Raw genomic sequence first — 23,589 nt, forward strand, 5'->3', positions numbered from 1 at the left:
GAGGGCGTGTCGATGGTCACCCGCTGGTGGGAGCAGCGCTCCAACACCCAACGCTTCGACCTCTACACCCGTGGCTCGCTGTACATGATGGCGGCGACCGAGCCTTTGACTGCGGCGTTGATCGTGGCGTCGGCGGTGGGCGGCAGTGCTGCCGGTGGCATCGCCATGATCGCCGCCGCTGCCGTGCACGGCGCGCTCGCCCTGATGGTGCTGCACGGCGGCCTGGAGTGGTTCCTGGGCCGCCGGGCGTGGCCGCGCCGGGCGACCATCGCGCTGGCCCTGTTGACGCCGCTGACCCCGATCGCGGCGGGGGTGGCGTTCGGCGTCGAGCCGCCCGGCGCAGCCGAAGAGAACAACGTCGGCAGCGTCGCCGGGATCGCCCTCGTGCTGTCGGTGGGTTACTTCGTCTCTGCTCTGACGCCGCGGCTGGTCAGCCGGCAACTGCTCGGGCTGGTGTTCGTGACGGCGGGGGCGATCGCGGGCCTGGCGCTGCTGTTCGGCTGGCCGGCGCGCAACTCGATCGCCCTGTTCACCGGGGCGTTGCTGGCGTTCCTGGCCGGCTGGTCGGCGTTCCGGGCGTCGGTGTGGACGCTCGGGATCATCTGGGAACTGGAGCGTTCCCGGCAGGTACAGGCGCAGCTGGCGGTCGCCGAGGAACGGCTGCGGTTCTCCAGGGATCTGCACGACATCCTCGGCCGGAACCTGTCGGTCATCGCGGTCAAGAGCGAACTGGCGGCCGCGCTGGCCCAGCGCGGCCGCGCCGAGGCCGGCGCCGAGATGATGGCGGTGCACGACATCGCCCAGGAGTCGTTGCGCGAGGTCCGCGAGGTCGTCCGTGGATACCGGGAGGTCGATCTCACCACCGAGCTGGCCGGTGCCCGGTCGGTCCTGCGGTCGGCCGGCGTCGCCACCCGGGTGGTGGGCGACAGTGACGACCTGCCGCCCCACGTCCAGTCGGTGCTGGGGTGGGTGGCCCGTGAGGGGACGACGAACGTACTGCGACACAGCCAGGCCGGTGAGTGCCTCATCACCGTCGAACGCTCGGGCGGCGAAGCGAGGCTGACCATGGAGAACGACGGGGTCAGCGGTGACGCCGCCGGCGCCGGCGACGGCAGCGGGCTGGCGGGGCTGGGTGAGCGGCTGCGGGGGATGGGCGGCGAGCTGACGGCGGGGCCCACCGGCCGCGCGGGCCGGTTCCGGCTGACCGCGCGGGTGCCGTTGTCGTCGTCCCCGTCCGGTGGCCCGGGGGGAACGACGCCGGCGGTGGCGGAAGGAGAGACGACGTGAGCGCACCGATTCGCGTTCTGTTGGCCGACGACGAGAACCTCATCAGGTCGGCGCTGCGGGCCCTGTTGTCGCTCGACGAGACGATCGACGTGGTCGCCGAGGCCGCCACCGGCGACGAAGCTCTGGCCATGGCCCGCGCGCACCGGCCGGACGTGGCCGTCCTGGACCTGCAGATGCCCGACCGCGACGGCATCAGCGTGGCCGCCGACATCCACGATCAGGTGCCCGGTTGCCGGACCATGATCGTCACCAGCCACGGCCGGCCCGGCTACCTGAAGCGGGCGCTGGCCGGTGGCATCGGCGGGTTCCTGCCGAAGACGGTGTCGGCGTCGGTGCTGGCCGATGTCGTCAGGACGGTGCACGGCGGCGGCCGGTACGTCGACCCGGAGCTGGCCGCGGAGGCCATCAGCTCCGGCGACAGCCCGCTGACCGCCCGCGAGGCCGACGTCCTGGAACTGGCGGCCGAGGGCGCCCCGGTCGACGAGATCGCCCGCCGTGCCTCGCTCACGCCGGGGACGGTGCGCAACTACCTCTCGTCGGCGGCGTCGAAGCTGGGTGCGGCCAACCGGCACGAGGCCGTCCACGTCGCGCGCCGGCACGGCTGGATCTGATCGATCGGTTCCGCGCTGTCACGAACGGCGCACCCACGGCACCCACAGGAGGTGTCCGGATCAGCCAGCCGCCGCGCGAGCGGCAGGGAAGGAGAAATTATGCTACGTTTGCTACAGCCTGAGGAGGTGGCGACCATGGCACGGACGATCCCGCACCGCGAACTGCGCAACAACAGCAGCGCCGTCCTGCGCGAGGTGCAGGCGGGGGAGAGCATCGAGATCAGCAACCATGGGGAGGTGGTGGCCGTGCTGGTGCCACCGGGGGCACGGCGCGAGTCCCTCAGGGTGCGCCGCGCGCGGGTCGTCGGCGGTCTGGCGGGGTTGGACCGGGTCCATGTCGAGACGCCGGTCCAGGACATCCTCGACGACCTTCGCGGCGAGCGGTGACCCTCTACGTCGAGACGTCGGCGGCGGCGAAGCTGCTGGTCCAGGAGGCCGAATCGGGCGCGCTCGCGGAGTACCTCGACGGACGCGTGGCCGGTGGGTCGCATATGACCTCCAGCGTGCTGGTCGAGACGGAGCTGCGCCGGCTCGCCGTGCGCGCCGGATTCGACCAGTCCCGGGTCACCGACCTGCTGGACCGGTTCGACCTGTACGAACCCGACCGTGCCGTGTTCGTCGAGGCGGGACTGCTGCCGGGGCCGCGGCTGCGCAGTCTGGACGCGCTGCATGTCGCCGTCGCCATCCGCATCGAGGCCGACGAGTTCGTCGCCTACGACGTGCGGCAGAGCGATGCCGCGCGTGCCGTGGGCTTGCGGGTGGTCGCGCCGGGTGCCTAGGTGCGTCGAGTGTGATGGGGCCGACAGCGGGCGCCGCCAGAACCGGGCAGCGGGCGCTGATAGTCTCGCAGGGACCGACGTCCTTTAAGTCCCGTCCCGTGAGGCGGGGAAGGGGGTCCAGCGACCCATGTCTCGCGACCTGAACGGCTCGCGGGAGGTGCTCGACGGCGACGACATCGCCCGGGCACTGACCCGCATGGCGCACGAGGTGGTGGAGCGCAACAAGGGCGCCGCCGACCTCGTCGTCCTCGGCATCCCCAAGCGCGGCGTCCCGCTCGCGCAGCGGCTGGCCGGACGCATCTCCTCCGCCGAGAACGTCGACGTTCCCGTCGGCGCCCTCGACGTCACCATGTACCGCGACGACCTGCGGCTACGGCCGGCCAGGGCGCTGGAGCCCACGGACATCCCGGCCGGCGGCGTGGACGACAAGATCGTCGTCCTCGTCGACGACGTCCTGTTCTCCGGTCGCACCATCCGGGCGGCGCTGACCGCGCTCGAGGACGTCGGCCGGCCGCGCGCGGTCAGACTCGTCGTCCTTGTTGATCGAGGTCACCGGCAGTTGCCCATCCGGGCTGACCACGTCGGCAAGAACATCCCGACCTCGCTGGCCGAGAGCGTGCAGGTGCTCGTGTCGGAAGTCGACGGCAGCGACGGCGTCGTCCTCACCCAGGCCGCCGACCAGCCCCGCGCCGATGCGGAGGTGCTGCCGTGATCCGCCACCTGCTCTCCGCCGGTGACCTCTCCCGCGAGGACGCGACGCTGGTGCTCGACACGGCCGAGGAGATGGCCCGCCTCACCGAGGGCCGCGCGGTGAAGAAGCTGCCCGCCCTGCGCGGTCGCACCGTCGTCAACCTGTTCTTCGAGGACTCCACCCGCACCCGCACGTCGTTCGAGCTGGCCGCCAAGCGGCTGTCGGCCGACGTCGTCAACTTCTCCGCCAAGGGCTCCAGCCTGTCCAAGGGCGAGAGCCTCAAGGACACCGCACTGACGCTCGAGGCCATGGGCGCCGACGGCGTCGTCGTCCGGCACTCCGCCAGCGGTGCGCCGTACCGCCTGGCCACGTCGGGCTGGATCAACGCCAGTGTCCTCAACGCCGGCGACGGCACCCACGAGCACCCGACCCAGGCGCTGCTCGACGCGTTCACCATGCGCCGGCACCTGGGGGAGCTGTCCGGCAAACGCATCGTCATCGTCGGCGACGTCCTGCACAGCCGGGTCGCCCGCAGCAACGTCCTGCTGCTGGCGACGCTCGGGGCGACGGTCACGCTGGTGGCGCCGCCGACCCTGCTGCCCATGGGCGTCGAGCAGTGGCCCTGCGAGGTCACCTTCGATCTCGACGCCGCGCTGAGCGGCGCCGACGCCGTCATGATGCTGCGGGTGCAGAGCGAGCGCATGAAGGACGCGTTCTTCCCGTCCGCCCGTGAGTACAGCCGCCGGTACGGTCTGGACGCCCGCCGGCAGGCGCTGATGCCGCCGGAGGCGCTCGTGCTGCACCCGGGCCCGATGAACCGCGGCATGGAGATCACCGCCGAGGTGGCCGACAGCGACCGATCGGTCATCGTCGAGCAGGTCACCAACGGCGTGTACGTGCGCATGGCGGCCCTGTACCTGATGCTGGCCGGCACCGCCGGAACGACGACCCCGGAGGAGGCGGCGTGACCCCGAGCGCGTCCACGAGCGCGACCCCGACCCTGATCCGCAACGTCCGCGTGCTCGGCGGCGAGCCGCAGGACCTGCTGCTGCGCGACGGCGTCATCGCCTCCGTCGGCACCGCGCCCGACGAGGCTGACCGGGCCGGCGACATCACCATCGTCGACGGCACCGGGCTGGTCGCGCTGCCCGGGCTGGTCGACCTCCACACCCACCTGCGCGAACCCGGCCGCGAGGACGCGGAGACGGTCGAGACGGGCACTCTGGCCGCGGCCCGGGGCGGCTTCACCGCCGTTCACGCGATGGCCAACACCGACCCGGTCGCCGATACCGCGGGCGTCGTCGAACAGGTCTGGCGGCTGGGCCGCGAGGCCGGGCACGCCGACGTGCGTCCTGTCGGCGCCGTCACCGTCGGGCTTCAAGGCGAACGACTGGCGGAACTCGGCGCGATGGCCGACTCCGCGGCCGGCGTGCGGGTCTTCTCCGACGACGGCGTCTGCGTCTCCGACGCGGTGCTGATGCGCCGGGCGCTGGAGTACGTGAAGGCCTTCGACGGCGTCATCGCCCAGCACGCGCAGGAGCCGCGGCTGACCGAGGGCGCCACCATGAACGAGGGTGAGCTCTCCGGCCGACTGGGGCTGCGGGGCTGGCCGTCGGTGGCGGAAGAGGCCATCGTGGCCCGCGACGTACTCCTGGCCGCCCACGTCGGGTCGCGGGTGCACATCTGCCACCTGTCCACCCGCGGGTCGGTCGAGATCGTCCGGCTGGCCAAGCAGCGCGGGCTGCCGGTCACCGCCGAGGTCACCCCGCACCACCTGCTGCTGACCGACGAGCTGGTGGCCACTTACGACCCGCGCTACAAGGTCAACCCGCCGCTGCGCTCCGCCGACGACGTCGCCGCGCTGCGGGAGGCGCTGGCCGACGGCACCATCGACATCGTCGCCACCGACCACGCGCCGCACCCGCTCGAGGCCAAGGACTGCGAGTGGGACGTCGCCGCGTTCGGCATGCTGGGGCTGGAGACCGCGCTGTCGGTCGTCCAGCACACCATGGTGGACACCGGGCTGCTGGACTGGGCCGGCGTGGCCGAGCGGATGTCGGCGGCACCGGCGCGCATCGGCCGCTGCGACACCGGCGAGCTCCCGCACGGGCGACCGCTCGCCGAAGGGGAGCCGGCCAACGTCGTACTGATCGACCCGTCCGCCTCGGCGACCGTGGACCCGGCGGCATCGGCGTCGCTGTCCCGGAACATGCCGTACGAGGGCATGAAACTGCCGGGCGCCGTCGTCGCCACGTTCCTGCGCGGCCGCCCGACCCATGTGACAGGGGGACTGCTGTGACCACCCGCCCACCCGCCCTGCTGGTGCTCGAGGACGGCCGGACGTTCCGCGGCCACTCCTACGGGGCCACGGGCGAGACGTTCGGCGAGGCCGTCTTCTCCACCGGCATGACCGGCTACCAGGAGACGCTGACCGACCCGTCCTACCACCGTCAGGTGGTGGTGCAGACGGCGCCGCACATCGGCAACACCGGGGTCAACGACGACGACCCCGAGTCCGGCCGCATCTGGGTGGCCGGCTACGTCGTGCGCGACCCCGCCCGCCGCTCGTCGTCGTGGCGGTCGCGACGCAGCCTGGACGAGGAGCTCGCGGCGCAGGGCGTGGTCGGCATCAGCGGCATCGACACCCGGGCACTGACGCGGCACCTGCGCGAGCGCGGGGCCATGCGGGTCGGCATCTCCACCGTCGAGTCCGACGCCGACGCGCTGCGGCGACGGGTGCTCGACAGCCCGCAGATGCTCGGCGCGGACCTCGCGGCCGAGGTCAGCACCGATTCGCCGTACGTGGTGCCGGCCGACGGCGAGCGCCGGTTCACCGTCGTCGCCCTCGACCTGGGTATCAAGACCATGACCCCGCGGCGGATGGCCGAGCGCGGCATCGAGGTGCACGTCCTGCCGGCCACGGCCACCATCGACGACGTGCTGGCGCTGCGGCCGGACGGGCTGTTCCTGTCCAACGGCCCCGGCGACCCCGCTACCGCCGACGGGCCGGTCGCGGTCGTCCAGGTGGCGCTGGAGCGAGGGCTGCCCTTCTTCGGCATCTGCTTCGGCAACCAGGTGTTCGGCCGGGCACTGGGCTTCGGCACCTACAAGCTGGGCTACGGCCACCGCGGCATCAACCAGCCCGTGCAGGACCGCTCGACCGGAAAGGTCGAGGTGACGGCGCACAACCACGGGTTCGCGGTCGAGGCTCCGGTGGATCACGCCAGCGAGACGCCGTACGGCACCGCCGAGGTCAGCCACGTCTGTCTGAACGACGGCGTCGTCGAAGGCCTGGCGTTGCGCGACGCGGCCGGGCGGCTACGCGGGTTCTCGGTGCAGTACCACCCGGAGGCGGCGGCCGGGCCGCACGACGCCGCATACCTGTTCGACCGGTTCATCGAGGTGATGTCGTCCGCCGCGACGACGAAGGAGCGTGGCTGATGCCCCGGCGGAAGGACATCGACAGCGTCCTGGTGATCGGCTCCGGGCCGATCGTCATCGGGCAGGCGTGTGAGTTCGACTACTCCGGGACGCAGGCCTGCCGGGTGCTGCGGGCCGAGGGCCTGCGGGTGATCCTGGTGAACAGCAACCCGGCCACCATCATGACCGACCCCGACATCGCCGACGCCACGTACGTCGAGCCGATCACGCCGGAGTTCGTCGAGAAGGTCATCGCGCTGGAACGGCCGGACGCGCTGCTGGCCACGCTGGGCGGGCAGACCGCCCTGAACGCCGCGGTGGCGCTGCACGAGCGGGGCGTGCTGGAGCGGTTCGGGGTGGAGCTGATCGGCGCGTCCATCGACGCCATCGAGCGCGGCGAGAACCGCGAGTCGTTCAAGAAGATCGTCGAGGAGATCGGCGGCGAGACCGCTCGCTCGGCCATCTGCCACTCGATGGACGACTGCCTGGCCGCGGTCCAGGACCTCGGCTACCCGGTGGTCGTGCGGCCCTCCTTCACGATGGGCGGCGCCGGGTCGGGCATGGCGTTCGACGAAGAGGACCTGCACCGCATCGCCGGCGCCGGCCTCGACGCGTCGCCCACCACCGAGGTGCTCCTCGAGGAGTCCATCCTCGGCTGGAAGGAGTACGAGCTCGAGGTCATGCGCGACCGCGCCGACAACGTCGTGATCGTCTGCTCGATCGAGAACATCGACCCGATGGGTGTGCACACGGGCGACTCCGTGACGGTGGCGCCGGCCATGACCCTGACCGACCGCGAGTACCAGGTGATGCGCGACCAGGCCATCGCGGTGATCCGCGCGGTCGGCGTCGACACCGGCGGCTGCAACATCCAGTTCGCGGTCAACCCCGACGACGGCCGGCTGATCATCATCGAGATGAACCCGCGGGTGTCGCGGTCCAGCGCGCTGGCGTCCAAGGCCACCGGGTTCCCGATCGCGAAGATCGCCGCGAAGGTGGCGCTGGGCTACACGCTCGACGAGATCCCCAACGACATCACCGGCGAGACCCCGGCGTCGTTCGAGCCGACGCTCGACTACGTCGTCGTTAAGGCGCCGCGGTTCGCGTTCGAGAAGTTCCCGGCCGCCGACTCCACCCTGACCACGCACATGAAGAGCGTGGGCGAGGCGATGGCCATCGGCCGCAACTTCACCGAGGCGCTGCAGAAGGCGCTGCGGTCGCTGGAGAAGTCCGACGCGCCGCTGGACTTCGTGACGCCGCCGGGTGACGTCGACGCCCTGGTCGAGAAGGTGCGCCGGCCCTACGACGGGCGGCTGGGCGATGTCGTGGCCGCGCTGCGCGCCGGCGCCGGTGTCGACCGGGTGTACGAGGCGACCCGGATCGACCCGTGGTTCCTCGACCAGCTGCTGTTCCTGACCGAGGTGGCCGACGAGGTCGCCGCGGTGCCGCAGCTGACCCCGGAGGTGCTGCGTGAGGCGAAGCGGCACGGATTCTCCGACAGCCAGCTGGCGGCGTTGCGCGGCACCTCGGCCGAGGTGATCCGCGGGGTGCGGCATGCGCTGGGCATCCGGCCGGTCTACAAGACCGTCGACACCTGCGCCGCGGAGTTCGCCGCCAGCACCCCCTACCACTACTCGTCCTACGACGAGGAGACCGAGGTCCGGCCGCGAGAGCGCGAGGCTGTGATCATCTTGGGCAGTGGGCCGAACCGGATCGGGCAGGGCATCGAGTTCGACTACTCGTGTGTACACGCCGCGATGGCGCTGCACGAGGCCGGCTATGAAACCGTCATGGTCAACTGCAATCCGGAGACCGTCTCCACCGACTACGACACCTCCGACCGGCTGTACTTCGAGCCGCTGACCCTGGAGGACGTCCTCGAGGTCGTCGACGCCGAGCGGCAGGCCGGCCCCGTCGCGGGCGTCATCGTCCAGCTGGGCGGTCAGACCCCGCTCGGGCTGGCCGAGGCACTGGCCGAGGCCGGCGTGCCCATCGTCGGCACCTCGCCGGCCGCCATCGACCTGGCCGAGGACCGCGGCTCGTTCGGGCAGGTGCTCGCCGACGCCGGACTGCCCGCACCCAAGCACGGCACCGCACGCTCGTTCGAGCAGGCCCGCGAGATCGCCGCCGACATCGGCTACCCGGTGCTGGTGCGGCCGTCCTACGTGCTGGGCGGGCGCGGCATGGAGATCGTGTACGACGACGCCACGCTGGCCGACTACATCGGGCGCGCCACCGAGGCGTCGCCGCAACACCCCGTCCTGGTCGACCGCTTCCTCGACGACGCGGTGGAGATCGACGTCGACGCCCTGTACGACGGGTCCGAGCTCTACCTGGGCGGCGTCATGGAGCACATCGAGGAGGCCGGCATCCACTCCGGCGACTCCGCGTGCGCGCTGCCGCCCACCACGCTGGGCCGCGACGAGCTGGCCCGGATCCGTGAGTCCACCGAGGCGATCGCCCGCGGCGTCGGCGTGCGCGGCCTGCTCAACGTGCAGTACGCGCTGGCCGGCGACGTCCTCTACGTCCTTGAGGCCAACCCGCGGGCGTCGCGGACGGTGCCGTTCGTGTCCAAGGCCACCGGCGTGCCGCTGGCCAAGGCGGCGGCACGGGTGATGCTCGGCGCGTCGATCGCCGGGCTGCGCACCGAGGGCCTGCTGCCCGCCACCGGCGACGCCGTCGACCTGCCCGCGGACGCTCCGGTCGCGGTCAAGGAAGCCGTCATGCCGTTCAACCGGTTCCGGACGCCCGACGGGCGCACCGTCGACACCCTGCTCGGCCCGGAGATGCGTTCCACCGGCGAGGTCATGGGCATCGACGAACTGTTCGGCACCGCGTTCGCCAAGTCGCAGGCCGCCGCGTTCGGCGAGCTGCCGACGTCGGGGACGGTGTTCGTCTCGCTGGCCAACCGGGACAAGCGGCACATGATCTTCCCGGTCAAGCGGCTGGCCGACCTCGGTTTCCGCATCATCGCCACCGCCGGCACCGCCGAAGTGCTGCGGCGCAACGGCGTCGAGGCCGAGGTCGTCCGCAAGCGCTGGGTCGGCCACGAACCCGACGGCACCCCGACCATCATCGGGCGCATCCTGGCCGGCGACGTCGACCTCATCATCAACACGCCGAGCGGCACCACCACCGGCGGCAGCCCACGCGCCGACGGCTACGAGATCCGCCGCGCCGCCATCCAGGGCGGCATCCCGTGCATCACCACCACGCAGGGGCTGGCGGCGGCCGTCCAGGGCATCGAGGCGCTGCGCGCGGAGTCGGTCGGCGTCCGGTCCCTGCAGTCGTGGGCGCACCGGACGTGAGCGCGTACGTCGTCGCCCCTAGGTTGATCTTGGAGTTCGCGCGGAATCAATCGGGCATTCCGGGCGCTGAATCCCCGGTTACTCCAAGATCAACCGGGGAGGGGCGGGCATGAGCGCCTACGACGCCCTGTTCGCTCGGGTCCTCGCGCGGATGGACGCCGAGACCGCGCACCGCCTCGCGTTCGGGGCGATGCGGCTGGCGGCACGCGTCCCCGGGCTGGCCGGCGCGGGGAGCCGGCGGCTCGGCCCGGCGCCGTCGCTGGCGGTCGAGGCATTCGGGCTGCGCTTCCCGGGCCCGCTGGGCCTGGCCGCGGGGTTCGACAAGAACGCCGTCGGCATTGACGGCCTTGCCGCCCTCGGCTTTTCTTTCGTCGAGGTGGGAACGGTGACGGCGCGGCCACAGCCGGGCAACCCCCGGCCACGGCTTCAGCGGCTGCTCGCCGACCGCGCCATCGTCAACCGGATGGGATTCAACAACGACGGCGCCGCGGCGGTTGCCGCCCGGCTGGCCCGGCGTCGCCGCCGACGCGGTGCGCTGCCGGTCGTCGTCGGCGTCAACATCGGCAAGTCCAAGGTCGTTCCGGAGGCCGAGGCCGTCGCCGACTACGAGGCCAGCACCCGGCTGCTCGCGCCGTACGCCGACTACCTCGTCGTCAACGTCAGCTCACCCAACACGCCCGGCCTGCGCGACCTGCAGGCCGTCGACCAGCTGCGGCCGCTGCTCACCGCCGTGCGAGCCCAGGCCGACGCCGTCACGTCCCGCCGGGTTCCGCTGCTGGTCAAGATCGCCCCGGATCTCGGCGACGAGGACGTCGTGGCGGTCGCGAAGCTGGCGCTCGAGCTCGAACTGGACGGCATCATCGCCACCAACACGACGGTGTCCCGCACCGGCCTCCGGACCGCGCCGTCGGCCGTCGAAGCCGCCGGCGCCGGCGGCCTCTCCGGTGCGCCGCTGGCCGGCCGGTCGCTGGAGGTGCTTCGGCTGCTGCGCTCCACTGTGGGGGAGCGGCTGACCCTGATCTCCGTCGGCGGCGTGTCGACCGCCGAGGACGTGTACGAGCGGCTGCTGGCCGGCGCCACCCTGGTGCAGGCATACACCGCGTTCATCTACGGCGGCCCCTTCTGGCCCGCGCGTGTCCAGCGCGACCTCGCCCCGTTGCTGAAGGACGAGTGGTGAACGTCCGCTGGCGTCACCTGATCTCCGATTCGTCACCTGATCATTCCTCCGGGAGCGATCAGGTGACGACAGCGCAGGGGATCCGGCAGGGACGTCACCTGATCGCGTCTTGCCATGTGGACCGGAAGCGATCAGGTGCACCAGGAGTGCGACCTCGGCCCGATACGCCACCTGATCGTTTCCGGATCGCGCCGGGCGGAGACCAATAGAGGAGACACGCGTGACGACACACACCTTCGGGCAGCGGCTGCACGCGGCACTGGAACGGCGCGGCCGGCTGTGCGTCGGCATCGACCCGCACCCGAGCCTGCTCGCCGCGTGGGGTCTCGACGACGACACCGCCGGGCTGGAGCGCTTCGCCCGCACCGTCGTCGAGGCGATCGGTGAGACCGTCGCCCTGCTCAAGCCGCAGTCGGCCTTCTTCGAACGGCACGGCTCGCGCGGAGTCGCGGTCCTGGAAACGGTGATCGCCGAGGCCCGGTCGGCCGGCGCGCTGGTGCTGCTGGACGCCAAGCGGGGCGACATCGGGTCCACGATGCAGGCCTACGCCGACGCCTACGCCGACCCCGCCTCGCCGCTGTGCGCCGACGCCGTCACCGTCTCGCCCTACCTCGGGTACGGCTCGCTGCGGCCACTGATCGACACCGCGCTCGCGCACGGCAACGGCGTGTTCGTGCTGGGCCTCACCTCCAACCCGGAAGGCCCCGAGGTCCAGCATGCCCGTGGTGCGGACGGACGTACGGTCGCCGGCACCATCCTCGACCACGTCCGGGCCGCGAACGCCGGTGCCGAGCCACTGGGCAGCATCGGCGTCGTCGTGGGCGCCACCGTTCGACCGGCGAGTGGCCCGGCCACTCGACCGGCGGCCTCGCCGGAGGCGAGTGGCTCGGCCGGTCCCGCCACCGGCGAAAATCTCGCCGTCGGCGGCCCGCTGCTGGCGCCGGGCATCGGCGCCCAAGGCGCCTCCGTCAGCGACCTGGCGACGGTGTTCGGCACCGCGTTGTCGCAGGTCGTGCCAGCAGTGTCGCGGGAGATCCTGAGCACCGGCCCGCAGCCCGCGCGGCTGCGCCAGGCGGCGGCGTCGACCACGCAGGCTGTCCATGACCTGCTGGTTCAACGGTTGCCAGGCGCCTGAACGGGGTTAATCTGGCGACACACGACGCGACACGCGGGTGCCGTTGCACCAGGGATTCATGCGGACAGGTACCGTGGATCGCGTTGCTGACCTGGCGGTTCAGTCGCTAGGTTCCTAACAAAGGCTCCCGCGAATGCGGGGACTGTCCGACATCCACACAACGACACACAGAGGTGACCCGCTCGTGGCGCTCCCTAACCTGACTCCCGAACAGCGCGCGGCCGCACTCGAGAAGGCCGCTGAGGCTCGCCGGGAGCGTGCGGAGGTCAAGAACCGCCTGAAGAACGCCGGAGCCCGTCTCGGTGACGTGCTCAAGGAAGGCGAGAAGAATGAGGTCATCGGCAAGATGAAGGTCTCGGCCCTCCTCGAGTCGATGCCCGGCGTCGGCAAGGTCCGCGCCAAGCAGATCATGGAGGAGATCGGCATCGCCGAGACCCGTCGTGTCCGTGGCCTGGGTGCCAACCAGTCGGCAGCCCTGATCGAGCGTTTCGGCGGTTGATCCTGCACACGTCCCATCCGCGGTCGGCCCCGCGGGTCATCGTCCTGTCGGGGCCGACGGCGGTCGGAAAGACGACCGTCGTCAAGAGGCTGCGCGCCACCCACCCCGAGTTGTGGATCTCCGTGTCCACGACCACCAGGCCACCGCGCCCTCGCGAGATCGACGGCGAGCACTACCACTTCGTCGATGACGCGACCTTCGACAAGATGGTCGAGCAGGGCGAGTTCCTGGAATGGGCCGTCGTGCACAAGCGGGCCAAGTACGGCACGCCCAGGGCGCCCATGCAGCGCGCCCTGGCTGCCGGCCACTCGGTCCTGCTCGAGATCGACCTGCAGGGGGCGCGCCAGGTGCGTCAGGCCATCCCGGACGCGCTGTTCGTGTTCCTCGCACCGCCCAGCTGGGACGAGATGGTCCGCCGGCTGGTCGGCCGGGGCACCGAGACGGAGGAAGAGCGCGAGCGCCGGTTGGCGACGGCGCGCGACGAACTGGCCGCCGAGGCCGAGTTCGACGTCACGCTCGTGAACACCGAAGTCGATGAGGTGTGCGAACAGTTGGTAACCTTGATGCGTACACCCCACTTAACCAGCCCGGAGGCATGAGCGTGTCCGGAACCCAAGGCGTTGCCGAGGGCATCACGTACCCACCCATCGACGACCTGCTCGCGAAGACCGACTCCAAGTACGGTCTGGTCATCTACGCGGCCAAGCGGGCCCGTCAAATCAACGCCTACTACTCTCAGCTCGGCGAAGGGCTGCTGGAGTACGTCGGCCCGCTGGTCGAGACGCACGTCCAGGAGAAGCCGCTGTCGATCGCGCTGCGCGAGATCGACGCCGGCCTGCTGACGGCCGAGCAGATCGATCCCGCCGAGGCCGAGGCCGAAGCGCAGGCCGCGGCAGCTCCGGCCACGCCGGTGTTCGACACCCCCGGCGACGACACCGCCGAGGCCGGCGAGCAGAGCTGACACCGCTCCGGGTGCCCGTCCTGGGCGCCCGGCTCACGGTGTGGCCGAGCGGCGGCTCGGCCAGCCGGGCCCCTGATGGGCCCGGCTTCGGTGTTCCCATGGTCCCCGCGGGGACGTGAATGTCCCCGCCGGCGGTAGAAGGTGACTGGTGAGCGTCGCATGACCACGCCGTCCGGCCCGGCCGAGATCGTCCTCGGAGTGGGTGGCGGTATCGCCGCGTACAAGGTGGCGGAGCTGCTGCGGCGGCTCACCGAGGCCGGTCACGGCGTCACCGTCGTCCCCACCGAGGCGGCACTGCGCTTCGTCGGCGCGCCGACCTGGGCCGCACTGTCCGGCCGGCCGGTCGCCACCGGCGTGTTCGACGACGTCCACGAGGTGCCGCATGTGCGCCTGGGGCGCCGCGCCGACCTCGTCGTCGTCGCGCCGGCCACCGCGGACCTGATGGCCCGGGCCGCCACCGGCCGGGCGGACGACCTGCTGACGTCCACGCTGCTCACCGCGCGCGGGCCGGTCGTGTTCGTGCCGGCTATGCACACCGAGATGTGGGAGCACCCGGCCACGGTCGCCAACGTCGAGACGCTTCGCAAGCGCGGCGCCCTCGTGGTCGAACCGGCCGTGGGCCGGCTGACAGGGGCCGACTCCGGCAAGGGGCGGATGCCCGAGCCGGCCGAGATCTACGACGTCGTCTCCGACGTCCTCGCGCGCGGTGGCGGCGAGCCCGATCTCACCGGCCGGCACGTCGTCGTCTCCGCCGGCGGCACCCGCGAGCACCTCGACCCAGTGCGCTTCCTCGGCAACCGCTCGTCCGGACGGCAGGGGTACGCGCTGGCCCGGGCCGCGGCGGCGCGGGGCGCACGGGTCACGCTGGTGGCGGCGAACGTGGCACTGCCGGATCCGGCCGGCGTCGACATCGTCCGGGCCGGTTCGGCCGCTCAGCTCTACGACGCGGTCGTCGCGGCAGCCGGCGATGCCGACGCGGTGGTCATGGCGGCCGCGGTCGCCGACTTCCGGCCCGCCAACTACGCCGACACCAAGATCAAGAAGGGCGCGGACGGGTCGGCGCCGGTCATCGAGCTCGAGCGCACCGCCGACATCCTGGCTCACCTGGCCGCCCACCGGCCGCATCCGGCTCAGGTGGTGGTCGGGTTCGCCGCCGAGACCGGTGACGAGCACGGCAGCGTCCTCGACCACGGCCGGGCCAAGCTGGCCGCAAAGGGCTGCGACCTGCTGGTCGTGAACGAGGTCGGCGCCGAGCGGGGCTTCGAGTCCGAGCAGAACGCGGCGGTGATCCTGGGCTCCGACGGCAGTTCGGTGGCCGTCGAGACCGGACCCAAGGCCGCGTTGGCCCACGTCGTCTGGGACCTGGTGCGAGCCCGGCTCTGACCGATCCGCCGCGCGTTCTCACGATGTGGTCGAAATGCGTCCGGCATGCGGACGGTTGGCGGCGGGAATTGACCGCGTACCCTACAGTGGGCTCTCCGGACCGTATGTCCGCGTCTCGAGGGGGGCTGGGGTTTGTCTCTGCGCTTGTTCACATCCGAATCGGTCACCGAGGGTCACCCGGACAAGATCTGCGACCAGATCAGTGACGCGGTGCTCGACGCGCTGCTCAAGGACGACCCCGGAAGCCGCGTCGCCGTCGAGTCGATGGTGACCACCGGCCTGGTGCACGTCGCCGGCGAGGTCACCACCCGCGGGTACGCCGACATCCCGGGCATCGTCCGCGAGACGATCCTCGGTATCGGCTACGACTCCTCGACCAAGGGTTTCGACGGCTACTCCTGCGGCGTCTCGGTGTCCATCGGATCGCAGTCGCGCGACATCGCACAGGGCGTCGACACCGCCTACGAGCACCGCGTCGAGGGCGACCTGGACCCGCTGGACCTGCAGGGCGCCGGCGACCAAGGCCTGATGTTCGGGTATGCGTGCGACGAAACGCCGGAACTCATGCCGCTGCCCATCCTGCTCGCGCACCGGCTCGCGCAGCAGCTGTCGCAGGCCCGCCGCTCCGGCGCCGTCCCGTACCTGCGGCCCGACGGCAAGACGCAGGTCACCATCGAGTACGACGGCGACCGCCCGGTCCGCCTCGACACCGTCGTCGTCTCCACCCAGCACGCGGCCAACATCGACCTCGCCGAGCTGCTTACACCGGACATCGCCACCCAGGTGGTCACGCCGGTGCTGGAGACCCTCGAGCTGGAACACCACGACTACCGGCTGCTGGTGAACCCGACCGGGCGGTTCGAGATCGGCGGCCCGATGGGCGACGCCGGCCTCACCGGCCGCAAGATCATCATCGACACGTACGGCGGCATGGCCCGCCACGGCGGGGGAGCGTTCAGCGGCAAGGACCCCTCCAAGGTGGATCGGTCCGCCGCGTACGCGATGCGCTGGGTGGCCAAGAACATCGTCGCCGCCGGGCTGGCCCGCCGCTGCGAGGTCCAGGTGGCCTACGCCATCGGCAAGGCCGAGCCGGTCGGGCTGTTCCTGGAGTGCTTCGGAACCGAGCGGGTGCCCGTCGAGCGGATCGAGCGGGCCGTCACGGAGGTCTTCGACCTGCGTCCGGCGGCGATCATTCGCGACCTCGACCTCCTGCGCCCCATCTACGCGCAGACGGCGGCGTACGGACACTTCGGCCGCGAACTGCCCGACTTCACCTGGGAGCGCACCGACCGGGTGGAGGCGTTGCAGGCGGCGGCCGGCTGATCGTACCTCCGGGGGAGGGCCAGCTCGTCCTGGAGTCGCATCGAGCGACGGGAAGCGTTCCGTAGCGTGATGGCATGCGTCGCCACCTGCTGATCTCACTCGCCTCCGCCGCCACACTCCTTCCCGCCGGACTGGTCGCCGCACCAGCCGTGAGCGCCGGTGCGGCGCCTGGCGCCGTCGCCGATCGGCGCATCGAGCTCGACACCGCGCTGCTGGAGCGTGCCCTCGACGCCGTCGACGCCGCGGGCATGCCAGGCATCGTCGCCGAGGTACGCGACGGTGACGAGACGTGGACGTCCGCGCGTGGCGAGCGCGACCCGTACGCGTCGTCGCCGGAAGCCGTCGAGACCACCGACCTGTTCCGCGTCGGCAGCGTCACCAAGAGCATGGTGACCGCCGTCGTCCTGCAGCTGGTCGACGAGGGCCGGCTCAGCCTGGACGACGCTGTCGCCGACCGCCTGCCCGGCGTGCTGCCCTACGACGAGCCGATCACGGTACGGCAGCTGCTCGGCCACACCGCCGGCGTCCCCGACTACTTCGTCGACGTGTACCCGTCGCTGGCCGAGACGTCGGCGGCGGACATCGGCCGGAACCGGCTGCGGTACTACCGGCCCCAGCAGCTGGTCGACATCGCCACTCAGCGTCCGCTCGACTTCGCGCCGGACCAGTACTACTCGTACTCCAACACCGGCTATTACGTCATCGGCCTGCTGGTCGAGAAGGTCACCGGCAATGCCATCGAGGACGAGCTCGCGCGGCGGGTGTTCGAGCCGGCCGGCCTCACCGACACCTCGTTCCCGCGGTTCAGCCCGGTCATCGACGGCGAGCACCCGAACGCGTACTTCGGCACCGAGAACCCCGATGCGCCGTACGTGGACACCACCCGGTTGTCGCCCACCCAGCTGTGGGCCGCCGGCGCCGTCGTCTCCACCTCCACCGACCTCAACACGTTCTTCCGGGCCATGTTCGACGGCACACTGGTGCCGGCCGACCTGCTGGCCGAGGCGCGTGAACTGACCGCGCAGTCCATGGGCACGTACGGCCTCGGCCTCCAGGCCATCCCGGCCGAATGCGAGGCAATTCCAGGTGGGATCGTCTACGGACACACCGGCGGAACTCTCGGCCATACGACGTACTCCTTCGGCTCTCCCGACGGCGAACGGCAGACGACGATCACCTACACCCTCGACGACCAGCTCGCCCCGAGTCAGGAGCTCGCCGCCGCGGTGAACGGCGTGCTCGTGGCCGGCCTGTGCGGCATCGACGTCACCGCGGCACGGACGACGGCCGAGCTCGACCTGCTCGGGCGGATCGAGGCCGTCCTGGGCTGATCCGGCCGCCGTCGGGTGGTCGGGCAACCGCCGGTGGGTGGTCGGGCAACGGCCGTCGGGTGGTCGGGCAACGGCCGCGTGGGCGTGTCCGTCGCCGGCGTGCGGTAGAAACGGAGCGTGAACGGAACCGACCCCGCCGAGCCGGACCAGCTGGCCCTCGTGGCCGCGCCGGCGCGGCGGCGGTTCCGCACCCGCGAGCCGGAAGCGGTCGCGGAGTCGCTGCCGGTGGCGCGCGTGCTGGTGGACGTCGGGCTGCCGCACCTGGACCGTCCGTTCGACTACCTCGTGCCGGCGTCCATGGCCGACGACGCGGTGCCCGGTGCCCGGGTGTCCGTGCGGTTCGCCGGCACCGACCACGACGGGTTCATCGTCGAACGCGTCGCCGAGTCCGACCACGAGGGCCGGCTGGCCCGGCTGCGCCGGGTGGTGTCACCCGAACCCGTCCTGGCCCCGGAGATCGCCCAGCTGGCCCGCTCCGTGGCGGACCGCTACGCCGGCACCGTCGCCGATGTGCTCCGCCTGGCGGTTCCGCCCCGGCACGCCACCGCAGAGAAGGCTCCGTCCGCGTCGCCGCCGGGGGAATGCGGCCGCCCGGAGCCCGGCGGCTGGGCCGCCCACGACGATGGCGTCGCCCTGCTGGACGCGCTGGCCTCCGGTGGCACACCCCGGGCGGTTTGGAACCCCGGGCCCGGCGCCGACTGGCCGGAGCTCATCGCCCGGCTGGTGGCCGCCACGCTGGCCGGGGAGCGCGGCGCGCTGGTGATCGTTCCGGACAGCCGCGATCTCGCCCGGGTGTCCGCCGCGCTCGACGCCGTCCTGGGGGAGGGGCATCACGTCGCGCTCGAGGCCGACGCCGGGCCGTCAGCTCGCTACAAGCGGTGGCTCGCGGTGCGCCGCGGCGCCGTCCGCGCCGTCGTCGGCACCCGCTCCGCGGCGTTCGCTCCCGTGCGCGACCTCGGCCTGGTCTGTCTCTGGGACGACGGCGACGACCTGCACGCCGAGCCGCGTGCTCCGTACCCGCACGCTCGCGAAGTGCTGTTGCTGCGCGCCCACCAGGCCCGAGCGGCCGCCGTCGTCGGCGGTTTCGCCCGTACGGCGGAGGCCGAGCTGCTGGTGTCCACCGGCTGGGCGCGGCCGGTCACCCCGTCCAGGGCGGCGGTGCGGGCGGCCGCGCCGCGCATCCACACCAGTGGCGACGATCACGAACAGGTCCGAGACGAAGCCGCTCGCAGCGCCCGGCTGCCGTCCCTGGCCTGGCGCACGGCGCGCGCCGGGCTGCGCACCGGCCCGGTGCTGGTGCAGGTGCCGCGGGCCGGCTACCTCCCGGGGGTGGCATGCGCGCGGTGCCGGGCGGCGGCCCGCTGCACGGCGTGCTCGGGGCCGCTTCTGGTCGGGCAGCCGGGGCAGCCGCCGCGGTGCGGGTGGTGTGCGACGACGTACCCGTCGTGGCGGTGCCCGGACTGTGGGCACGGGTACCTGCGCGCCACTTCCATCGGCGTGGGCCGGACGGCCGAGGAGCTCGGACGTGCGTTCCCCGGCGTGCCGGTGCTGATGTCGCGCGGCGACGCCGTCCGCGACACCGTCGCCGGCGAACCGGCTCTGGTGGTGGCCACGCCGGGTGCGGAGCCGGTCGCCGACGGCGGGTACCCGGCGGCCTTGCTCCTCGACGGCACGGCGCTGCTCAACCGCCCGAGCCTGCGGGCGGCAGAGGAGGCGCTGCGGCGCTGGCTGCGCGCGGCGGCGCTGGTGCGGTCGGGGTCGGCGGGCGGCGAGATCGTCGTTGTCGCCGACACGTCCGCGCCCGCCGTCCAGGCGCTGGTGCGGTGGGATCCGGCCGGCTTCGCCGAGCGTGAACTCGCCGAGCGGGGGGCGCTGCGACTGCCGCCGGCGGCCCGGGTGGCCGAACTCACCGGTGCCCTGGCCGACGTCGAAGACCTGCTGAAGCTCGCGGATCTGCCGCCCGAGGCCGAGGTCATCGGGCCGGCGCCGCTGGACGACGGCAGCCGCGCCATGGTCCGCGCGCCTCGACCGACCGGGACGGCGCTGGCGGCGGCCCTACGCGCCGCGGCCGGGGTCCGCTCCGCCCGCCGCTCCGGTGGCTCGGTCCGCGTCCGCGTCGACCCCGTCGACTTCGGCTGACCCCGTGCCGCGTCCGCCCAACCGGCCCGCGCCGTCGTCCCCCAAATGATCACGTTCGGCATGGGTCCTCCCGCTTCACCACCCATGCTTGCCTGGTGGGGCGGGAGAACGCCTGGCGTGGCCCGGCAGGGGCGGGGCGGGGGCGTCGCCGGCTGGAGCCCGGGGCGGTCAGGCCGAGGCGAGAGACCGGTAGTGGGCGACCGCGGCCGGCGGCGGGCCGTCGAAGACCAGCGCGCCGGCGTCGAAGACGAGCACGCGGTCCATCGACAGGACCGCGTCGAGGTCGTGCGTCACCAGCACCACCCGCTGCGGCAGGTCGGCCAGCAGCGACAGCACGCGCCGGGTGTTGCGCAGGTCGAGCAGCGTGGTCGGCTCGTCGCAGACGAGGACCTTCGGCTCCGTCACCAGCACCGAGCAGATGGCCAGGAGCTGTTTCTGCCCGCCCGACAGCAGGTGCGCGGGGTGGTCGGCGTGCGAGGACAGCCCGAACGACGCCAGCGCGTCGGCCACCCGCCGCGACACCTCGTCCCGTGACGCGCCGCGCAGCCCGAACGCGACGTCTTCGGCGACCGTCGGCATGAGGATCTGGGCGTCGGGGTCGGTGAAGACGAAGCCGACCCGGCGGCGGACGGCGGATGCGTCGCGCCGGGTGTCCAGCCCGTCCACCGTCACGGTCCCCGACGACGGCAGCACCAGTCCGTTGAGCAGCCTCGCGAACGTCGACTTGCCGGAGCCGTTGGCGCCGATGACACCGACTCGCTGCTCGGGCAGGGTGACCGTGACATCGCGCAGGACGGTCCGGTCGCCGTAGTGGTGCGTGACGGCGTTGACCTCGATCACACGGGCACTCCTACAGCGACGACGCGGCGAAGGTGTCGCAGGCGGCCACGTCGCCGCTGCGGTATCCGACAGTGAACCACGCCTGTCGCTGCTCGCTGGAGCCGTGGGTCCACGACTCGGGCGTGACGGTGCCCTGGAAACGTTCCTGGATGTAGTCGTCGCCGACGGTGTTGGCGGCGGCCAGCGCGTCGCGGATGTCCTGGTCGGTCAGGTCGGAGATGAGCGGCTGGCCGGACTCGTCGGCGGTGGTCGTGGCGTGGTGTGCCCACATGCCGGCGTAGCAGTCGGCCTGCAGTTCGAGCCGGACGGCGTCGGAGTCGGGGCCGGAGCGTGACCGCACCCGGTCCATCTGGCCGGTGAGGTTCTGGATGTGGTGGCCGTACTCGTGGGCCAGGACGTAGGCCTCGGCGAACATGCCGCTGGGGCCGCCGTAGGTGGTGCGGAGGTCGTCGAAGAAGCCGAGATCGAGGTAGACGTTCTGGTCGCCGGGACAGTAGAACGGCCCGACCTGCGACGACGCGCGCCCGCAGCCGGTATCGACGGCGGTGGTGAAGAAGGTGGTCTGGGCGGGGGAGTAACGCTGACCGGCCGCGGCGAAGTAGTCGTCCCAGAAGTCCTGCGCGGAGTTCACGTAGAGCACGAACCGGCAGTCGGGGTTCTCCTCGATGTCGGCCACCAGCTGGCATTCCTGCTCCAGTTCACCCTCGGCGCCCGGTTCGGCCTGGACGGCCGGTGACGTGCCGTCGCCCAGCAGGTCGGCCGGGTTCGTGCCGGTGAGCAGGGCGATCAGGGCCAGGACGATGACGCCGACGCCGCCACCGGCGGCGGCGGTGCGCCCGACCGGGCGGCCGCGCTGATCGGACACCTGGGAAGGATCCAGGCGTGCACGTCGGTTGAACTTCATGGCCGCGCGACCTCCCCCAGTAGACTGCCACCATGATGCCCGTGGCGGACTGAATCGTTGGCGGAACTCGCTACCCTGCCCACCCCGCCACGAAAGAGCTCACTCAGACATGATCACCGCACATCAACTGGAAGTGCGCGCCGGCGCCCAGATCCTGCTCAGCGACGCCAGCTTCCGCATCGCTCCCGGCGACAAGATCGGCCTCGTCGGCCGCAACGGCGCCGGCAAGACGACCCTGACCCGCATCCTGGCCGAGGAGGGCCAGCCGGCCTCGGGCACCGTCACCCGGGCCGGCTCGGTCGGCTACCTGCCGCAGGACCCGCGGGCCGGCGACCCCGACGTGCTGGCGCGCGACCGCATCCTGGGCGCGCGCGGCCTGGATGTCGCCGTCGCCGGGATGCGCCGCGCCGAGAAGCAGATGGCCTCCAGCGACCCCGCCGAGCACGAGCGGGGCATGCGCCGCTACGAGCGCCTCGAGGCGGAGTTCCTGGCCATGGGCGGCTACGCGGCCGAGAGCGAGGCGGCCACCATCGCCGCCAGTCTCGGCCTGCCTGACCGGGTGCTCACGCAGCCGCTGCGCACGCTGTCCGGCGGGCAGCGCCGCCGGGTCGAGCTGGCCCGCATCCTGTTCTCCGACGCCGAGACGCTGCTGCTGGACGAGCCGACGAACCACCTGGACGCCGACTCCGTCGTGTGGTTGCGCGACTTCCTGCGCGCCTTCAAGGGCGGTCTGGTGGTCATCAGCCACGACGTCGCCCTGCTCGACCAGACGGTCAACCGCGTCTTCCACCTCGATGCGACGCGTGGCGTCATCGACGTCTACAACATCGGCTGGAAGGCCTACCTGGAGCAGCGCGAGACCGACGAGCGGCGGCGGCATCGTGAGCGCACCAACGCCGAGAAGAAGGCGGCCGCTCTCAAGGCACAGGCCGACCGGATGCGCTACAAGGCCACGAAGGCGACCGCCGCGCAGAACATGGACCGCCGGGCGGACCGCCTGCTCGCCGGGCTGGAGGAGCAGCGGCGCGCGGACAAGGTGGCCAAGCTGCGCTTCCCCGACCCCGCGCCGTGCGGCAAGACCCCCTTGACGGCCACCGGGCTGTCGAAGTCGTACGGGTCGCTGGAGGTCTTCACCGACGTCGACCTCGCCATCGACCGCGGCAGCCGGGTCGTCATCCTGGGCCTCAACGGTGCCGGTAAGACGACGCTGCTGCGGCTGCTGGGCGGCGTGGAGCGGCCTGACACCGGGACGGTGGAGCCGGGCCACGGGTTGCGGCTGGGCTACTACGCGCAGGAGCACGAGACGCTCGACACGTCCCGGACGGTGCTGGAGAACCTCCGCACGGCCGCGCCGGACCTGCCGGCGGTCGAGGCGCGCCGGGTCCTCGGCTCGTTCCTGTTCTCCGGCGACGACGTGGACAAGCCGGCCGGCGTGCTGTCCGGCGGCGAGAAGACCCGGCTCGCGTTGGCGTCCCTGGTGGTGTCCAGCGCCAACGTGCTGCTGCTGGACGAGCCCACCAACAACCTCGACCCGGCGTCACGTGCGGAGGTCCTGACCGCGTTGCGGTCGTTCACCGGCGCTATCGTCCTCGTCACTCACGACGAGGGCGCGGTCGACGCGCTGGGGCCCGAGCGCGTCGTCCTGCTTCCGGACGGAGTGGAAGATCTGTGGAACCCGGACTACGCAGAGCTCGTCTCACTGGCGTAGGAGAGGTCGATTCACCCTGCGTTTTTCCCGCCAGCACGACGTGATCTTGTCTTCGAGTGGCGAAAAACGGTAATGGAGCGGATCATTGTCCTC

21 protein-coding genes are annotated in these 23,589 nt (G+C 72.1%); 19 read left to right on the forward strand and 2 right to left on the reverse strand.

What is annotated here, in order from left to right:
* The first annotated feature begins 12 nt into the window (after positions 1–12).
* The 18 genes from JIAGA_RS0112175 to JIAGA_RS0112260 all read left to right on the forward strand — a co-directional run bounded on the left by JIAGA_RS0112175 (position 13) and on the right by JIAGA_RS0112260 (position 20,044).
* Positions 13–1,287, forward strand: a complete 1,275-nt coding sequence (locus JIAGA_RS0112175; RefSeq protein WP_035814057.1) for a sensor histidine kinase — start codon at positions 13–15, stop codon at positions 1,285–1,287.
* Complete coding sequence (locus tag JIAGA_RS0112180; protein ID WP_026875874.1) at positions 1,284–1,898, forward strand: response regulator transcription factor; 615 nt, start codon at positions 1,284–1,286, stop codon at positions 1,896–1,898. The genes JIAGA_RS0112175 and JIAGA_RS0112180 overlap by 4 nt, the downstream gene beginning before the upstream one ends.
* A 135-nt stretch (positions 1,899–2,033) precedes the next feature.
* On the forward strand, positions 2,034–2,285 hold the full coding sequence (locus JIAGA_RS0112185) for a type II toxin-antitoxin system Phd/YefM family antitoxin (RefSeq protein WP_035814060.1): 252 nt from the start codon (positions 2,034–2,036) through the stop codon (positions 2,283–2,285).
* A complete protein-coding gene (locus JIAGA_RS0112190; RefSeq protein WP_026875876.1) occupies positions 2,282–2,677 on the forward strand; it encodes a type II toxin-antitoxin system VapC family toxin in 396 nt (131 codons plus the stop codon). Before JIAGA_RS0112185 ends, JIAGA_RS0112190 begins: the two co-directional genes overlap by 4 nt.
* A gap of 127 nt (positions 2,678–2,804) precedes the next feature.
* Positions 2,805–3,389, forward strand: coding sequence for a bifunctional pyr operon transcriptional regulator/uracil phosphoribosyltransferase PyrR (pyrR, locus tag JIAGA_RS29350; protein ID WP_035812464.1), 585 nt, complete (start codon positions 2,805–2,807; stop codon positions 3,387–3,389).
* A complete protein-coding gene (locus JIAGA_RS29355; RefSeq protein ID WP_035812465.1) occupies positions 3,386–4,336 on the forward strand; it encodes an aspartate carbamoyltransferase catalytic subunit in 951 nt (316 codons plus the stop codon). The genes pyrR and JIAGA_RS29355 overlap by 4 nt, the downstream gene beginning before the upstream one ends.
* The gene (locus JIAGA_RS0112205; protein WP_051426005.1) at positions 4,333–5,667 is read left to right on the forward strand and encodes a dihydroorotase; all 1,335 of its coding nucleotides are present in this window, start codon (positions 4,333–4,335) and stop codon (positions 5,665–5,667) included. The genes JIAGA_RS29355 and JIAGA_RS0112205 overlap by 4 nt, the downstream gene beginning before the upstream one ends.
* Entirely contained in the window at positions 5,664–6,809 is a 1,146-nt protein-coding gene (carA, locus tag JIAGA_RS0112210) for a glutamine-hydrolyzing carbamoyl-phosphate synthase small subunit (RefSeq protein WP_026875878.1), read from the forward strand. Before JIAGA_RS0112205 ends, carA begins: the two co-directional genes overlap by 4 nt.
* On the forward strand, positions 6,809–10,096 hold the full coding sequence (carB, locus tag JIAGA_RS0112215; RefSeq protein WP_026875879.1) for a carbamoyl-phosphate synthase large subunit: 3,288 nt from the start codon (positions 6,809–6,811) through the stop codon (positions 10,094–10,096). The genes carA and carB overlap by 1 nt, the downstream gene beginning before the upstream one ends.
* A gap of 109 nt (positions 10,097–10,205) precedes the next feature.
* Positions 10,206–11,273 (forward strand): quinone-dependent dihydroorotate dehydrogenase, encoded by a 1,068-nt coding sequence (locus tag JIAGA_RS29360; RefSeq protein WP_051426006.1) that lies wholly within the window; start codon positions 10,206–10,208, stop codon positions 11,271–11,273.
* A gap of 220 nt (positions 11,274–11,493) precedes the next feature.
* The gene (gene pyrF, locus JIAGA_RS0112225) at positions 11,494–12,408 is read left to right on the forward strand and encodes an orotidine-5'-phosphate decarboxylase (protein ID WP_026875880.1); all 915 of its coding nucleotides are present in this window, start codon (positions 11,494–11,496) and stop codon (positions 12,406–12,408) included.
* 184 nt (positions 12,409–12,592) lie between these two features.
* Positions 12,593–12,907: an integration host factor, actinobacterial type gene (gene mihF, locus JIAGA_RS0112230; RefSeq protein WP_026875881.1), complete on the forward strand. Its 315-nt coding sequence runs from the start codon at positions 12,593–12,595 to the stop codon at positions 12,905–12,907.
* The gene (gene gmk / locus JIAGA_RS0112235) at positions 12,904–13,506 is read left to right on the forward strand and encodes a guanylate kinase (protein WP_169738859.1); all 603 of its coding nucleotides are present in this window, start codon (positions 12,904–12,906) and stop codon (positions 13,504–13,506) included. Before mihF ends, gmk begins: the two co-directional genes overlap by 4 nt.
* Complete coding sequence (gene rpoZ / locus JIAGA_RS29365) at positions 13,503–13,868, forward strand: DNA-directed RNA polymerase subunit omega (protein ID WP_084469637.1); 366 nt, start codon at positions 13,503–13,505, stop codon at positions 13,866–13,868. The genes gmk and rpoZ overlap by 4 nt, the downstream gene beginning before the upstream one ends.
* Before the next feature lie 159 nt (positions 13,869–14,027).
* Entirely contained in the window at positions 14,028–15,251 is a 1,224-nt protein-coding gene (coaBC, locus tag JIAGA_RS0112245; RefSeq protein ID WP_026875883.1) for a bifunctional phosphopantothenoylcysteine decarboxylase/phosphopantothenate--cysteine ligase CoaBC, read from the forward strand.
* 132 nt (positions 15,252–15,383) lie between these two features.
* Complete coding sequence (gene metK, locus JIAGA_RS0112250) at positions 15,384–16,574, forward strand: methionine adenosyltransferase (protein ID WP_026875884.1); 1,191 nt, start codon at positions 15,384–15,386, stop codon at positions 16,572–16,574.
* A gap of 74 nt (positions 16,575–16,648) precedes the next feature.
* Positions 16,649–17,905 (forward strand): serine hydrolase domain-containing protein, encoded by a 1,257-nt coding sequence (locus tag JIAGA_RS29370; RefSeq protein WP_051426007.1) that lies wholly within the window; start codon positions 16,649–16,651, stop codon positions 17,903–17,905.
* 117 nt (positions 17,906–18,022) lie between these two features.
* Complete coding sequence (locus tag JIAGA_RS0112260; protein ID WP_026875885.1) at positions 18,023–20,044, forward strand: primosomal protein N'; 2,022 nt, start codon at positions 18,023–18,025, stop codon at positions 20,042–20,044.
* Between the two features lie 168 nt (positions 20,045–20,212).
* On the opposite strand, the gene JIAGA_RS0112265 is transcribed toward JIAGA_RS0112260, so the two are convergent.
* Positions 20,213–20,884 carry an energy-coupling factor ABC transporter ATP-binding protein gene (locus tag JIAGA_RS0112265; protein WP_026875886.1) on the reverse strand — a complete coding sequence of 224 codons (672 nt, stop codon included), beginning with the start codon at positions 20,882–20,884 and terminating at the stop codon, positions 20,213–20,215.
* 10 nt (positions 20,885–20,894) lie between these two features.
* A complete protein-coding gene (gene ypfJ / locus JIAGA_RS0112270; RefSeq protein WP_026875887.1) occupies positions 20,895–21,788 on the reverse strand; it encodes a KPN_02809 family neutral zinc metallopeptidase in 894 nt (297 codons plus the stop codon).
* A 109-nt stretch (positions 21,789–21,897) separates the two neighbouring features.
* Between ypfJ and JIAGA_RS0112275 the strand changes: the two genes are divergently transcribed.
* Positions 21,898–23,496, forward strand: a complete 1,599-nt coding sequence (locus tag JIAGA_RS0112275; protein ID WP_026875888.1) for an ABC-F family ATP-binding cassette domain-containing protein — start codon at positions 21,898–21,900, stop codon at positions 23,494–23,496.
* The last annotated feature ends 93 nt before the right edge of the window (positions 23,497–23,589 follow it).

Origin of the sequence: Jiangella gansuensis DSM 44835 (assembly GCF_000515395.1) — a bacterium.
Taxonomy (GTDB): Bacteria; Actinomycetota; Actinomycetes; order Jiangellales; family Jiangellaceae; genus Jiangella; species Jiangella gansuensis.